The 13,311-nt window shown below is 62.3% G+C and carries 12 protein-coding genes and 1 pseudogene; 8 read left to right on the forward strand and 5 right to left on the reverse strand.

Going from position 1 to position 13,311, the window contains the following annotated elements:
* Positions 1 to 235 precede the first annotated feature (235 nt).
* Genes C5L13_RS02065 through glcF form a run of 3 tightly spaced genes read left to right on the forward strand, consistent with a single transcriptional unit; the run spans position 236 to position 4,181 of the window.
* A complete protein-coding gene (locus C5L13_RS02065; protein WP_105381585.1) occupies positions 236 to 1,675 on the forward strand; it encodes an FAD-linked oxidase C-terminal domain-containing protein in 1,440 nt (479 codons plus the stop codon).
* Entirely contained in the window at positions 1,672 to 2,877 is a 1,206-nt protein-coding gene (locus C5L13_RS02070) for an FAD-binding protein (RefSeq protein WP_105381586.1), read from the forward strand. The genes C5L13_RS02065 and C5L13_RS02070 overlap by 4 nt, the downstream gene beginning before the upstream one ends.
* Positions 2,877 to 4,181, forward strand: a complete 1,305-nt coding sequence (glcF, locus tag C5L13_RS02075; protein ID WP_105381587.1) for a glycolate oxidase subunit GlcF — start codon at positions 2,877 to 2,879, stop codon at positions 4,179 to 4,181. The genes C5L13_RS02070 and glcF overlap by 1 nt, the downstream gene beginning before the upstream one ends.
* Positions 4,182 to 4,238: 57 nt before the next feature.
* Here the strand turns inward: glcF and C5L13_RS02080 are convergent, their stop codons facing one another.
* From C5L13_RS02080 to C5L13_RS02090, 3 genes are all read right to left on the reverse strand, one after another.
* The gene (locus C5L13_RS02080) at positions 4,239 to 4,952 is read right to left on the reverse strand and encodes an outer membrane protein (protein WP_105382039.1); all 714 of its coding nucleotides are present in this window, start codon (positions 4,950 to 4,952) and stop codon (positions 4,239 to 4,241) included.
* 179 nt (positions 4,953 to 5,131) lie between these two features.
* Positions 5,132 to 5,824 (reverse strand): L,D-transpeptidase, encoded by a 693-nt coding sequence (locus C5L13_RS02085; protein ID WP_105381588.1) that lies wholly within the window; start codon positions 5,822 to 5,824, stop codon positions 5,132 to 5,134.
* 144 nt (positions 5,825 to 5,968) lie between these two features.
* Positions 5,969 to 6,733, reverse strand: coding sequence for a L,D-transpeptidase (locus C5L13_RS02090; RefSeq protein ID WP_105381589.1), 765 nt, complete (start codon positions 6,731 to 6,733; stop codon positions 5,969 to 5,971).
* 225 nt (positions 6,734 to 6,958) lie between these two features.
* Between C5L13_RS02090 and C5L13_RS02095 the strand changes: the two genes are divergently transcribed.
* Positions 6,959 to 7,588: a DNA-3-methyladenine glycosylase I gene (locus C5L13_RS02095; RefSeq protein WP_105381590.1), complete on the forward strand. Its 630-nt coding sequence runs from the start codon at positions 6,959 to 6,961 to the stop codon at positions 7,586 to 7,588.
* A gap of 7 nt (positions 7,589 to 7,595) precedes the next feature.
* Here C5L13_RS02095 and C5L13_RS02100 read toward each other — a convergent pair.
* Positions 7,596 to 8,279, reverse strand: a pseudogene (locus tag C5L13_RS02100) (HAD family hydrolase); the annotation flags it as partial.
* Positions 8,280 to 8,471: 192 nt separating this feature from the next.
* Here C5L13_RS02100 and C5L13_RS02105 point away from each other — a divergent pair.
* From C5L13_RS02105 to C5L13_RS02125, 4 genes are all read left to right on the forward strand, one after another.
* A complete protein-coding gene (locus C5L13_RS02105) occupies positions 8,472 to 10,166 on the forward strand; it encodes a histidine--tRNA ligase (RefSeq protein ID WP_105381592.1) in 1,695 nt (564 codons plus the stop codon).
* A 204-nt stretch (positions 10,167 to 10,370) separates the two neighbouring features.
* The gene (locus C5L13_RS02115) at positions 10,371 to 11,555 is read left to right on the forward strand and encodes an ATP phosphoribosyltransferase regulatory subunit (RefSeq protein WP_105381593.1); all 1,185 of its coding nucleotides are present in this window, start codon (positions 10,371 to 10,373) and stop codon (positions 11,553 to 11,555) included.
* On the forward strand, positions 11,552 to 12,250 hold the full coding sequence (gene hisG, locus C5L13_RS02120) for an ATP phosphoribosyltransferase (protein WP_105381594.1): 699 nt from the start codon (positions 11,552 to 11,554) through the stop codon (positions 12,248 to 12,250). Before C5L13_RS02115 ends, hisG begins: the two co-directional genes overlap by 4 nt.
* A 19-nt stretch (positions 12,251 to 12,269) precedes the next feature.
* The gene (locus C5L13_RS02125; RefSeq protein WP_105381595.1) at positions 12,270 to 12,674 is read left to right on the forward strand and encodes a GFA family protein; all 405 of its coding nucleotides are present in this window, start codon (positions 12,270 to 12,272) and stop codon (positions 12,672 to 12,674) included.
* A gap of 65 nt (positions 12,675 to 12,739) precedes the next feature.
* On the opposite strand, the gene C5L13_RS02130 is transcribed toward C5L13_RS02125, so the two are convergent.
* Positions 12,740 to 13,189 (reverse strand): DoxX family protein, encoded by a 450-nt coding sequence (locus C5L13_RS02130; RefSeq protein ID WP_105381596.1) that lies wholly within the window; start codon positions 13,187 to 13,189, stop codon positions 12,740 to 12,742.
* Between the last annotated feature and the right edge of the window lie 122 nt (positions 13,190 to 13,311).

Below are 13,311 nucleotides of genomic sequence, written 5' to 3' on the forward strand. Positions count from 1 at the left end.
CTTAACGAGCCATCCACAACCTTTTTTAAGAGAATCATGATGGACGGGTTCGCAACAGCCATAACAATTGTGACTTGGCTTGGTTTCACGTCAATACGTAGTTTGCACACCTGTTCAACAATTGTACCGTTGCGAACCGGTATCGCTCAAATGCGACAAGAACATTGAAGGGGCGACGGGATCGTGGAATACGGAAACGAAGAACAGCCGGCTTTGGCGATATAGGGAGGTTACCGTGTCCGAAGCGATAGAGTTTTTGCCGCCCCGGCCTGAGGTCCTTTCGCGGCGGGCGGCAATCGTCGCCGATCTGGCTGACCTTCTGCCGGCGGAATGTGTCATTCATGAAGCGCGCGAACTCGTTCCTTTCGAGACGGACGCATTTATCTCCTACCGGCGTCTGCCGCTGGCCGTAGTACTGCCGAAAACGACGGCGCAGGTGGCCGCGGTCATGAAATACTGTTACCGCTACGGCATTCCCGTCGTGCCGCGCGGCGCGGGCACCTCGCTTTCTGGCGGCGCGATCCCGCAAGAGGACGCAATCGTCCTGGGCCTTTCCAAGATGTCGCGCATCCTGGAAGTGGACTATGCCAACCGCACGGCGACGGTTCAGGCCGGCGTCACGAACCTCAGCATCTCGGAAGCGGTCGGGGTGGACGGCTTCTTCTATGCACCCGATCCGAGTTCGCAGCTTGCCTGCACGATCGGCGGCAATATCGGCATGAACTCCGGCGGTGCCCACTGTCTGAAATACGGGGTCACGACCAACAACCTGCTCGGCGTCAAGATGGTGCTGGTCGACGGTACGGTCGTCGATCTGGGCGGCAAGCATCTGGACAGCGCCGGTTACGATCTGCTCGGCCTCGTCTGCGGCTCGGAAGGCCAGCTCGGGATTGTCGCCGAAGCGACGGTCAGGCTGATTGCCAAGCCGGAAGGCGCCCGCCCGGTGCTCTTCGGTTTTGAAACCTCGGAAGAGGCAGGCGCGTGTGTGACCGATATCATCGGCTCGGGCATCATTCCTGTGGCCATCGAATTCATGGACAAGCCGGCGATCGAAATCTGCGAAGCCTTTGCCCATGCGGGTTATCCGCTTGATGTCGGCGCGCTTCTGATCGTCGAGGTGGAAGGCTCCGAGGCGGAAATGGATGCGACGCTGGCAGGCATCGTCGAGATCGCTCGCCGTCACGGGGTGAAAACCGTCCGTGAAAGCCAGTCTGCGACCGAGGCAGCGCTGATCTGGAAGGGCCGCAAGTCCGCCTTCGGAGCGACGGGCCGTATCGCCGACTATATCTGCATGGATGGCACGGTGCCGCTCGGCAAGCTTTCCTATGTGCTGAAAAAGACCTCCGAGATTACCGACAGCTTCGGCCTGCGGGTCGCAAATGTCTTCCACGCGGGCGACGGCAACATGCATCCGCTGATCCTGTTCAACGCGAACGATCCGGAAGATGCCGCCAGGGCCGAAGCGGCGGGTAATGAGATCCTCAAGCTCTGCGTCGACGCGGGAGGTTGCCTGACAGGCGAGCACGGCGTCGGCATCGAAAAGCGCGACCTGATGCGGCATCAGTATTCCGATGCCGATCTCGCCCAGCAGATGGCCGTGCGTTCGGCCTTCGACGAGGGGTGGATCCTCAATCCCTCCAAGGTTTTCCCGCTGGACGGACGGCCCGCTGCATGACGTTGATACCGCATACCGAGACGGACGCGGCTTACGTGATCCGCAATGCCGCTGCACAGGGGACGAGGCTCGCACTTTGCGGCGGTAATAGCCGCTCCGGTTTTGGCGATCCCGTCGAAGGGGCTGAGGCAATGAGTTCTCGTGGGCTCTCGGGCATCGTCGATTACGAGCCGGCCGAAATGGTGATGACGGCAAAAGCCGGTACGCCTGTCGCGGAAATCGAAGCGGCACTTGGCGCCAACCGGCAGATGATGGCGTTCGAGCCGATGGACCACCGCGGTATTATGGGGACAACAGGTGAACCGACGATCGGCGGCATCTTTGCCGCGAACGTCTCCGGTCCGCGCCGGTTCGTGGCGGGGGCTGCGCGCGACAGCCTGCTCGGCGTTCGCTTCGTCAACGGCCAGGGGCAGGTGATCCGTGCCGGCGGCCGGGTCATGAAGAACGTGACGGGTCTGGACCTGGTGAAGCTGCTCGCGGGTTCGCACGGTACGCTCGGCTTCCTGACGGAAGTGACCTTCCGGGTGCTGCCGGTGCCGCAGTCTGTTGAGACGATCGTCATCTCCGGGCTGGACGACGCGGCCGCGGCGCACGCCATGGCATCGGCCCTGGCGCTGCCGGTTGAGGTGTCGGGCGCGGCGCACCTGCCGCAAACGGTCAAGGGCCGCTTTGTCGGCGGCGCTCTGCCGGAAGGGGAGGCGACCGTGCTGCGTCTCGAAGGACTTGCTGCCTCCGTCTCGGTGCGGGCCGAAAAGCTCGCAGCCGCCATGGCAGCCTTCGGCCCGGTCTCCCGGCTCGGTCCGGGTGAGAGCCTGGCCCTCTGGCACGAGATCCGCGACGTCCATCCCTATGCCGACGGCACCCAGAAACCGCTCTGGCGTGTTTCCGTCGCGCCGTCGGTCGGCCATCAGCTCGTCGCCGCCCTTCGCCTCGAAGCAGGCGTGGATGCCTTCTACGACTGGCAGGGCGGGCTGATCTGGATGCGCATGGAGGCCGACCCGGAGGCCGAGCTTCTACGCCGTTACATCAAAGCGCTCGGCGGTGGCCATGCGACGCTCATGCGGGCATCGGAACAGGTGAGGGCGGCCTCGGCCGCTTTCGAGCCGCAATCCGACGCCGTTGCGGCACTCTCGGCCCGCGTGAAGCATAAACTCGACCCCGCCGGCATCTTCAGCCCGGGCAAGATGGCGGGAGCCCTCTGATGCAAACCTCCTTCACGCCCGAGCAGCTTGCCGATCCGCATGTGGCCGAATCCGAAAAGATCCTGCGCCGCTGCGTGCATTGCGGCTTCTGCACGGCGACCTGTCCGACCTATGTCACGCTCGGCAACGAGCTCGACAGCCCGCGGGGCCGCATCTATCTCATCAAGGACATGCTGGAGAACGGTCGCGCGGCGGACGAGGAAGTCGTCACCCATATCGATCGCTGTCTTTCCTGTCTGGCCTGCGTGACCACCTGCCCTTCGGGCGTGGACTACATGCATCTGGTCGATCATGCCCGCATTCATATCGAGAAGACCTATCGGCGCCCGCTGATGGACCGGCTGATCCGCGACCTGCTGGCTGCCGTGCTCCCCTATCCGGCGCGCTTCCGCACCGCCGTCGTGTTGGCCAAGCTCGGTCGCCCCTTCGCACCGCTCCTGAAGCGGGTTTCGGCACTGAAGCCGCTCGGCGCCATGCTGGATCTAGCCCCGGCATCCATCGCGAGACCTTCGGATGCTGCAACTCCAGGCAGGCCTGTGCCGCAAGCCGAAAGCCGGGGGCGGGTGGCGATCCTGTCCGGCTGCGCCCAGCCGGTGCTCGATCCCGGCATCAACGAAGCCACGCTGCGCCTCCTGTCGCGGTTTGGCGTCGAAGTAGTGGTGCCTGAAGGCGAGGGCTGTTGCGGCGCATTGGTGCACCACATGGGCCGCGAGGAGCCGGCCCTGGATTTTGCTCGCCGCAACGTCGATGTCTGGATCCGCGAGATCGACAATGGCGGCCTCGATGCCATCATCGTCACCGCGTCGGGCTGCGGCACCACGATCAAGGACTACGGGCATATGCTGCGGCTCGATCCGGCCTATGCGGAAAAGGCGGCAAAGGTCTCGGCGCTCGCCAGGGATATCACCGAATATCTTTCGACCCTCGATCTGCCGAAGCTGGAGCCGAAAGGCCTCAACGTCGCCTATCATTCCGCCTGTTCGATGCAGCACGGGCAGAAGATCACGCTTGCGCCGAAGAACCTGTTGAAGGCTGCCGGCTTCACTGTCCGCGATCCTGCCGAAGGGCATCTCTGCTGCGGTTCCGCGGGTACCTACAACATCCTGCAGCCGGAGATCTCCGCCCAGCTCAAGGCTCGAAAGGTCAGGAATATCGAGGCGACCAAAGCGGATGTGATCGCCACCGGGAACATCGGCTGCATCACCCAGATCGCAACGGGCACCGCCATCCCCATCCTCCATACCGTGGAGCTGCTCGATTGGGCCTATGGCGGCCCTGAGCCTCAAAAGCTCTCAGCCAGGTAAGGGTGCAAATAAAAAAGCCGGCGGTGACGCCGGCTTTTCGTGAGAGGGTTTAAAGCCTCAGAACTTGTAGGACACACCGAAGTTGACGGCATGGGTGAGGATGTTGGTCTTCAGCGAAGCGCCGCTGTCGATGTCCACATCAACCCAGGAATAGTTGCCCTTGTATTCGGCAAACACCGACCAGTTGTCGGTGATCTGGTACTTCACGCCGGCCTGCGCCTGCAGCGTCGCACCGCCGAACTGGTAGTCGAAGGTGCGGCCGGAGGCGCGCGTGACTTCCACATGCGGGACGTTGATACCAACGCCGGCGCCGACGTAAGGCGTGAATTTGCTGCCTTCGATCGGGAACTTGTAGAGGGCGTTGACCGTCAGCAGGTTCAGGCCGTCGGTAAATTCGAAATGCGACCATCCGGACTTGGTCAGGGTGTCGTCATCCGCATAGACCTTGGCATGGGTGTAGTCGAGCGAGATACCCCAGTTCGACAGCGCGCCGCCGTCAAACCAGTAGGTGCCGCGCACACCCCAGTAAGGCGGCATCTGGAACGGCTTGGTGTCCCAGCCGGCGGTGAAGTCGGCCTGGTCGGAAACCTCGATGTCGGAATGCGGCGCAAACTGGTAGCCGCCGTAACCGGAGATTTCCCATCCGCCGGTCTCGACCGGAGCGACATACGGCGCTTCGGCCTGCGTCGGATCGGCAGCATAAGCGGGGGTGAATGCAACACCGGCGATGAGGGCCGCGGAAATCAAAGAAAGAGAAAGAAGCTCGCGCATGGAATCAGCCTGCAGGAAAAGGATATTGGCTTTTGCGGTGCACATTAGCGGCGGATGTGGCGCCGGTCTGTGCCTTTTTTGCACCAGTCACCTGCGAAGCTAGACCCGTTATGGTTAATGAAGCGTAAACCCGTGAAAAAGGCGGCTTTCGCCGCCTTTTTTTCCATTCCAGGGTGTTCTCAGCCGCCGAAAATCGTGCCGAAAATATCGATGCCGCGGTCCTTGTAGTCGACCTTGCCATGGCGGTTGCCGGGGCCGATGACGACCACCTTGGAGCCGATCCCGGCGCGGGAGTAAAGGTGCTCCACATCCTTGTTCATCATGCGGATGCAGCCCGACGACATGTTGAGACCGATTGTCCAGGGCTGGTTGGTGCCGTGGATGCGGAAGATGGTGTCGCGACCGCCCTTGTAGAGATAGAGCGCACGGGCACCGAGCGGATTGTCGATGCCGCCGTCCTGCACAATGGGCAGGATTCGGCCGTTACGGGCTTCGCGAGCGCGCATTTCCGCCGGCGGCCTCCAGGATGGCCATTCCTCCTTGCGGCCGACATTGACGATGCCGGACCAGCCGAAGCCCTCGCGACCGACGCCGATGCCGTAGCGCGTCGCACGGTTCGGGCCTTCGATGTAGTAAAGGAACTTGTTGTCGGTATCGACGATGATCGTGCCGGGTTTTTCGCTCGTCGAGAAACGCACCATGCGGCGCTTGTATTTCTCCGGTACTTCCCGGGGCTGGGCCACAAGTGTGACGTCGCTTGCCGGACGTTCGATTTGCGATGCGGCCGTGGTGAACGCACTGGCGTTTCCGGCCGTCAGAAATATCGCGCCAGCCATCCCCATGGCCATCGCGACGGTCATGCCTCTCCTCATTCCCGCAGTCCTTCTCAATTCAGAATTGCGGAAAGCTAGCTGACTCCGGCGCCAAAGCAAGACCGTAGATAGCTAATAAAGGAGTTGTGAGGGTCAGAAGGAGGTGTGACTGTGTCGCCGCCACCTCACTTTTGAGAGGATCGGTCACATGACGACGACTTTCGTGCCGATGTTCACCCGCTCGTAGAGATCCACCACGTCCTCGTTGCGCATACGGATACAGCCGGAGGAGACGGCGCTGCCGATCGTCCAGGGAGCGTTGGTGCCGTGAATGCGGTAAAGCGTCGAGCCGAGATACATGGCACGGGCGCCGAGCGGATTTTCCGGGCCGCCGTCCATGCGCGCCGGCAGGTAGTGGCCCTTGGCCGCCTCGCGGGTGATCATTTCCTTCGGCGGCGTCCAATTCGGCCATTCCGCCTTGCGGGTGATCCGATGTTCTCCGGCCCACTCGAAGCCCGGCTTGCCGACCCCGACGCCGTAACGACGGGCCTGGCCGTCGCCCGCCACCAGATAGAGGAAGCGGTTGTTGGTGTCGATGATGATGGTGCCTGGCTTTTCCGTGGTGTCGTAGGTCACCGTCTGAGGCAGGAACTGCGGTTCGATCTGGCTGCGGACCGGCCTGTTCGGGCGGACGGCTGCGGGCTCCACGCGGCTTTCTCCGAAAATCCCGCTCCGCTGGACGGCGCGCGGCTGCTGGTATTCGCGCTGACGATAGATGACACGCGGCTGAGCAGCCTGCCGGGGATAAACGACCGGTCGGGCATTCGGGCCGGCGAGCTGCATCACCCACGGAGCGGCAAGGTCTGGGCTGACGATGACCGGCGGGCGTTCGCGGTAGCGGTCGTTTGCGAGGGCGGCGCCGGAAAAGGCGGCCGCGAGGCCAAGCGCCAGAAACAGGGTTTTCTTCATGGTCGGATCCACTCGTTACAATCACCGACGGGCGCCATCGTGGAAGACGAGGGCGGCACTCGTGTTGACGGCATGGTGAGCGCGAGGTGAAAGCGAATGGTAAACGGGTGGAACACGGAAACGCGTCTGGCCTATAAACCTTTTGGCAGGGTTACCGGCCGGTTTTGAAACATGGTTGACCAGTGCTAAAGCGGCGGCAAACGCTGTTAAGAATCGGGGTTTGGGATGGAAAAGGCGGGAATCATCGTCGGCGATGACGGCAGGGGGCGCTGCTTCTGGCACGGCGGCCTGGAGGATTATCGTCGTTATCATGACGAAGAATGGGGCCGGCCTGTGACGGATGATTCGCGCCTGTTCGAAAAAATCTGCCTCGAAGGGTTCCAGTCGGGATTGTCCTGGCTGACGATCCTGCGCAAGCGGGAGAATTTCCGCGCAGCCTTTGCCGGTTTCGATTTCGACAAGGTGGCCGAGTTCGGAGAAGAGGATGTCGTCCGCCTTCTGGCCGATGCCGGCATTATCCGCCATCGCGGCAAGATCGTCTCGACCATCAACAACGCCAGACGGGCCCAGGAATTGCGGGATGAGGTCGGATCGCTGGCAAAATTCTTCTGGAGCTTCGAGCCGGGCTCAGAAGGTCGTCCGGAGGTGATGGACCTGGCGACGCTGCGAGCCAATCCGACGACGCCGGTCTCGGTGCTGCTCTCCAAGGCGCTGAAGAAGCGCGGCTGGACCTTTGTCGGCCCGACCACGGTTTATGCCTTCATGCAGGCCATGGGTCTCGTCAACGACCACCTCGACGGTTGCTTTTGCCGACAGGAGGTCGATGAATTGCGGCTGAAGTTCCGGCGTCCGTAATCTCGATCAGAATCTGCTGCAGGTCCCCGAGGTTCTGGATCTGCCGGAACCGCGGAGCGGCTTCCGGCTTTTCGACATGCTCCAGCACCCAGGTCAGCTCATGCGGCACGAAGACGCCGTAGCTTCCCGCAGCGATGGCCGGCACGATATCCGATTTCAGCGAATTGCCGACCATCATCGCCCGTTCCGGGCCGTCGGCCAGTTTCGAGAAGATGCGCCGGTAGGTCGTGGCATTCTTGTCGCTGACGATCTCGATCGCATCGAAATAGTCGCCCAGTCCTGATTGCGCCAGCTTGCGCTCCTGGTCGAAGAGGTCGCCTTTGGTGATCAGCACCAGAAGATATTCGCCGTTGAGAGCTGCCAGCGTTTCTTCCACATGCGGGAGGGTCTCGACCGGGTGGCGCAGCAGATCGCGGCCAATGTCGAGGATCTCGCTGATCGTATTCACCGGCACCTTGCCCTCGGTGATCTCGATTGCGGTCTCGATCATCGACAGCGTAAAGCCTTTGATGCCGAAGCCGTATTGCGCAAGATTGCGCTTTTCGGCCTCGAGCAGGCGCTCGGAAATATGCGAGCCCTCGGCAAAGTCGCCGAGCAGCGTCTGGAAGTGAGCCTCCGTCAGACGGTAATATTGCTCGTTCTGCCAGAGCGTATCGTCGGCATCGAAGCCGATCGCGGTAATCGGGCGCATGACAAATTGCCTCCAGCCGTTCATATGGAGGATCGCTGGCCGCCGGACAAGCGGCGAGCCTGCCAAGCGCCAATTGTTATACCGGCGGCAACGATTCTTCGCCAGCCGCCGCCCTTGCCGCTCCGGCCTCTATCCTCTAAGAAACCGCACACAAATCCGGCCTCATCCGGCCGTTGGCAATGGAATCCGATCATGAGCGACAAGAGACAAAAACCGCAGAAACTGAAGGCCCGCCTGCCGCGGGGCTTCGTCGATCGTTCCGCTGCCGATATCCATGCCACCAACGAGATGATCGCAAAGATCCGCGAAGTCTATGAGCGCTATGGTTTCGATCCGGTCGAGACGCCGCTGTTCGAATATACCGACGCGCTCGGAAAATTCCTGCCCGACAGCGACCGCCCGAACGAGGGCGTTTTCTCGCTGCAGGACGACGACGACCAGTGGATGAGCCTGCGCTACGACCTGACGGCCCCGCTCGCCCGCCATGTGGCGGAAAACTTCAACGAGATCCAGCTTCCCTACCGCACCTATCGCGCCGGTTACGTCTTCCGCAACGAAAAGCCGGGCCCGGGCCGCTTCCGCCAGTTCATGCAGTTCGACGCCGATACGGTCGGCGCGCCCGGCGTCCAGGCGGATGCCGAAATGTGCATGATGATGGCCGACACGATGGAAGCGCTCGGCATCAAGCGCGGCGACTACGTGATCCGGGTGAACAACCGCAAGGTTTTGGACGGCGTCATGGAGGCGATCGGCCTCGGCGGAGATGAGAATGCCGGGCGCCGACTTAACGTGCTGCGCGCCATCGACAAGCTCGACAAGTTCGGTCTTGCCGGCGTCAAGCTTCTTCTTGGTGAGGGGCGAAAGGACGAGTCGGGAGACTTCACCAAGGGTGCGGGCTTGGACGAAAAGCAGATCTATTGCCTTGAGCCGCTGATGGAGTATCAGCCCGGCGCTTTTGCCGTAGCGGGTCAGCCCGGTTCCAGTCCGGATTTTGTAAAGCAGGTCGCGCCGATTCATCCTGCAATTTCGGAGCGTGATAGACATAAGCCTGAAAGCGTCGGCCTGGAGAACTCGATCTCACTTGGCTACCTCGAAGCAATGTTTCAGCGCATCGAAATCACCTTCCCGGATAGGAAATCGATTTTCGCCAGCGGTGGAACGGCCTACGAAGGTTATGCAGAACTCTCTCAAATCGCGTCGTTGGCGTATTCAGCTGATTACAATCGCGAAGGTGAGCCTATGCGCGTGCGGATCGATCCCTCTGTCGTCCGCGGCCTCGAATACTACACCGGCCCCGTCTTCGAAGCCGAACTCACCTTCGACGTCACCAACGAAAAGGGCGAGAAGGTCGTCTTCGGCTCCGTCGGCGGCGGCGGTCGTTATGATGGGCTCGTATCGCGCTTCATGGGCCAGCCGGTGCCGGCGACGGGTTTCTCGATCGGTGTTTCACGTCTGATGACGGCGCTGAAGAACCTCGGCAAGCTCGGGCAGGACGAGGTGATTGCACCCGTTCTCGTCACCGTCATGGACGGTGATGTCGAGAGCATGGGCCGCTACCAGCGTTTCACTCAGGCGCTGCGCAACGAAGGCATCCGCGCCGAAATGTACCAGGGCAACTGGAAGAAATTCGGCAACCAGCTGAAATATGCCGACCGCCGCGGCTGCCCGATCGCCATCATCCAGGGCGGCGACGAGCGGGCGCAAGGCGTCGTGCAGTTGAAGGACCTGATCGAAGGCAAGCGGCTTTCCGGGGAGATCGAGGACAATGCGACCTGGCGGGAAGCGCGCGTGGCGCAGGATACGGTTCCCGAGGCGGATCTGGTCGCCAAGGTGAAGGAGATTTTGGCGGCCCAGGCGGAAGATCGGCGGCGGGCGAAGGATGCGTAAGGTTCGCCCCCCTCTGCCCTGCCGGGCATCTCCCCCTCAAGGGGGGAGATCGGCAGGTGGCTCGTGCATAGGGTTTAATCTGACGTCTCTTCCTCCGCAGTGCCGATTTGAAAGCGGCGGTCGTGCCTCTTGTGATCTCCCCACCTGTGGGGGAGATGCCCGGCAGGGCAGAGGGGGGCTTGCGAGCTGGTCTGGAGCCGCCCCATGCCCCTGATCGACATGCCCGACTTCTCGACGGACCTCCTCAACGAATTCGCCGCCCGGCGCACCGAGCGGGTCAACACGCCGGTGATCCAGCCGGCCGAACCTTTCCTCGATATGGCGGGCGAGGATCTGCGCCGGCGCATCTTCCTGACGGAGAGCGAGACCGGCGCCAATCTCTGCCTGCGCCCGGAATTCACCATTCCCGTCTGCCTGCGCCACATCGAGACCGCAACCGGCACGCCGAAGCGTTATTCCTATCTCGGCGAGGTCTTCCGTCAGCGCCGCGAGGGCAGCCACGAATTCTATCAGGCCGGCATCGAAGATCTGGGCGACACCGACATTGCCGGCGCCGATGCCCGTGCGATCGTCGACGCGACAGGCATTCTGAAAGCGCTGCTGCCCGCCGGCAGACTGGAACTGACGCTTGGCGACCAGGCCGTGTTCGAGGCGGTGGTCAGGGCGCTCGGCCTGCCGCTCGGCTGGCAGAAGCGGCTGATCCACGCCTTCGGGGATATGGCGCATCTGGAGGCTCTGCTGGATCGGCTTGCCCGGCCGCAGCCGGTGACGGGGCTCGATCGGGAGGTGACCGAACTCATCGCCTCCGGCAACGAAGCCGAACTCATCGCGCGGATCGACCGCACGATGGAGGAGACCGGTTATTCCACCAATGCCAGCCGGTCGCCGACCGAGATCGCAAGGCGCCTGAAGGAAAAGCTCGAGCTTGCCGAGACGCGGCTCGATGGCGGCGCGCTGTTGCTGCTGCGGGAGTTCCTGACACTGCAGCTTCCGCTGGCGGAAGCGCCGGCGGCTCTGGCGGGCTTTGCCGATGCTGCCGATCTGAAGCTGGGGTCTGCGATCGCCCTCTTCGACGCCCGCCTGACAGCGCTTGCCAATGCCGGTGCCGATCTTTCGGCCATGACCTATCGCGCCGCCTTCGGCCGGCCGCTCGACTATTACACCGGCCTCGTCTTCGAGGTGACGCAAGCGGGCTCGTCTGCGGTGCTCGCCGGCGGTGGCCGTTTCGACCGGTTGCTGACGCTGCTCGGCGCGAAGGAGCGTATTCCGGCCGTCGGCTTCTCGCTCTGGCTCGATCGTATCGATACGGCGAGGTCTGGTGTGGCGGGCGGAAAAGTGGAAACCGGTTTTCGGGCGGACCCGCCGCGCGAAGAAAAGACTTCACAATGAACGCCCTTACAATTGCCCTCCCGTCCAAGGGCCGTATCAAGGACGGCACCGTCGAGGTCTTCGAAAAGGCCGGACTTGCCATTTCCGCAGTCGGCAACGATCGCTCCTATCGCGGCCGGGTCGAAGGCATCGAAGGGGTTGAGATCGCCTTTCTGTCCGCCTCTGAAATCGCCCGTGAGCTTGCGAACGGCGCGGTCGATTTCGGCGTCACGGGAGAGGATCTCGTCCGCGAAGGCATGGCCGGTCCCGATCAGAAGGTCGAGTTCTGCGCCCGTCTCGGCTTCGGTCAGGCGGACGTCGTGGTCGCCGTGCCGGAAATCTGGCTGGATGTGGAAACCATGGCCGATCTCGGCGACGTGGCGGCCGATTTCCGCGCCCGGCACGGAAGGCGGCTGCAGATCGCCACGAAATACTGGCGGCTGACCCAGCAATTCTTCTCGTCGCAGCATGGCATCCAGCTTTACCGCATCGTCGAGAGCCTGGGCGCCACGGAAGGCGCGCCGGCCGCAGGACAGGCGGATATCATCGTCGATATCACTTCGACCGGCTCGACGCTCAGGGCAAACCACTTGAAGATCCTGTCGGACGGGGTGATCCTGAAATCCGAAGCTTGCCTGGTGCGGGCCCGGAAGGCGACGCACGACGAAGACCCGAGGGTGGCAAGGATCGTGGAGGCAGTCCGCGCGGCCCTCTGATCGATGAGGAGGAAGATCGATGCATATCACCGGCAGATGCCATTGCGGGCATGTAACCTACGAAGCCGAGCTTGACCCGCAGAGGGTTTCCATCTGCCATTGCACCGATTGCCAGCAGCTCACGGGCTCCCCTTTCAGGGTCACCGCCGTTGTTCCGGAAAGCGACCTCAAACTCACCGGCAAGCCACCGAAGCAATATCGCAAGACCGCGGAAAGCGGCCGCGGTCGGCTCCAGTATTTCTGCCCGGAATGCGGCTCGCAGCTTTTCGTCAACGGCGAGGGGGATGCTGCGAAAATCTGGGGTATTCGCTGGGGAAGCATCGATCAGCGGATGGAACTGAAGCCGCAGCGTCAGGTCTGGTGCCGTTCGGCGGCTCCGTGGCTTTCCAAGCTCGGCGAGTTGCCGTCACGCGAGACGGATTGAGCCGAAAAAAAATCCGCCGGACGGATGTCCGGCGGATCAGGTAAAAGGCAGGGAACTCGCAAAGCTTAGGCAGCGATTGCGACAGAACCGCGGCGGGCGTCGATCGAGTAGGCGCCGGCACCGACGGCAGCGAGGGCCAGGAAGCCGCCTGCGATCGTGATGTTCTTCATCATCATCAGGCTATTGAAGAGGGTGAGCAGGCCGTTTGCCGCATCCGGAAAGCCGGGGATGGCGATGGCGCCGGAATGGAAGACCAGTCCGGTGAACAGCGAGAAGCCAGCCAGCAGCAGCGCTGCGATGCGGGTCTGGAAGCCGGTCAGCACGGCGAGACCTGCGACAAGTTCGAAGATGCCGGCGGCATAGGCGAGCAAGGTGGCGGCGGGAAGGCCGGCGCCGGTGATCATGCCGGCGGTGCCGGCCGGATCGACGAGCTTCTGAAAGCCGGAAATGACGAACATGCCGGACAGGAGAAGGCGGCTGACGAGAAGCAGGGAATTGGTAGAAGTGGTGGACATTTTAATCTCCGATCAGTGGGTCTGTGGGTCGACAGACGGTTGAATTTGCTGAACGTCTATTTGCCCGTTTTCGACTGTGTTCGGAAGATGAACAATGATAGACGCTTTGTCTACGAAAAGTG

The sequence above is a fragment of the Neorhizobium alkalisoli genome, assembly GCF_002968635.1.
In the GTDB taxonomy this organism is placed as follows: domain Bacteria; phylum Pseudomonadota; class Alphaproteobacteria; order Rhizobiales; family Rhizobiaceae; genus Neorhizobium; species Neorhizobium alkalisoli.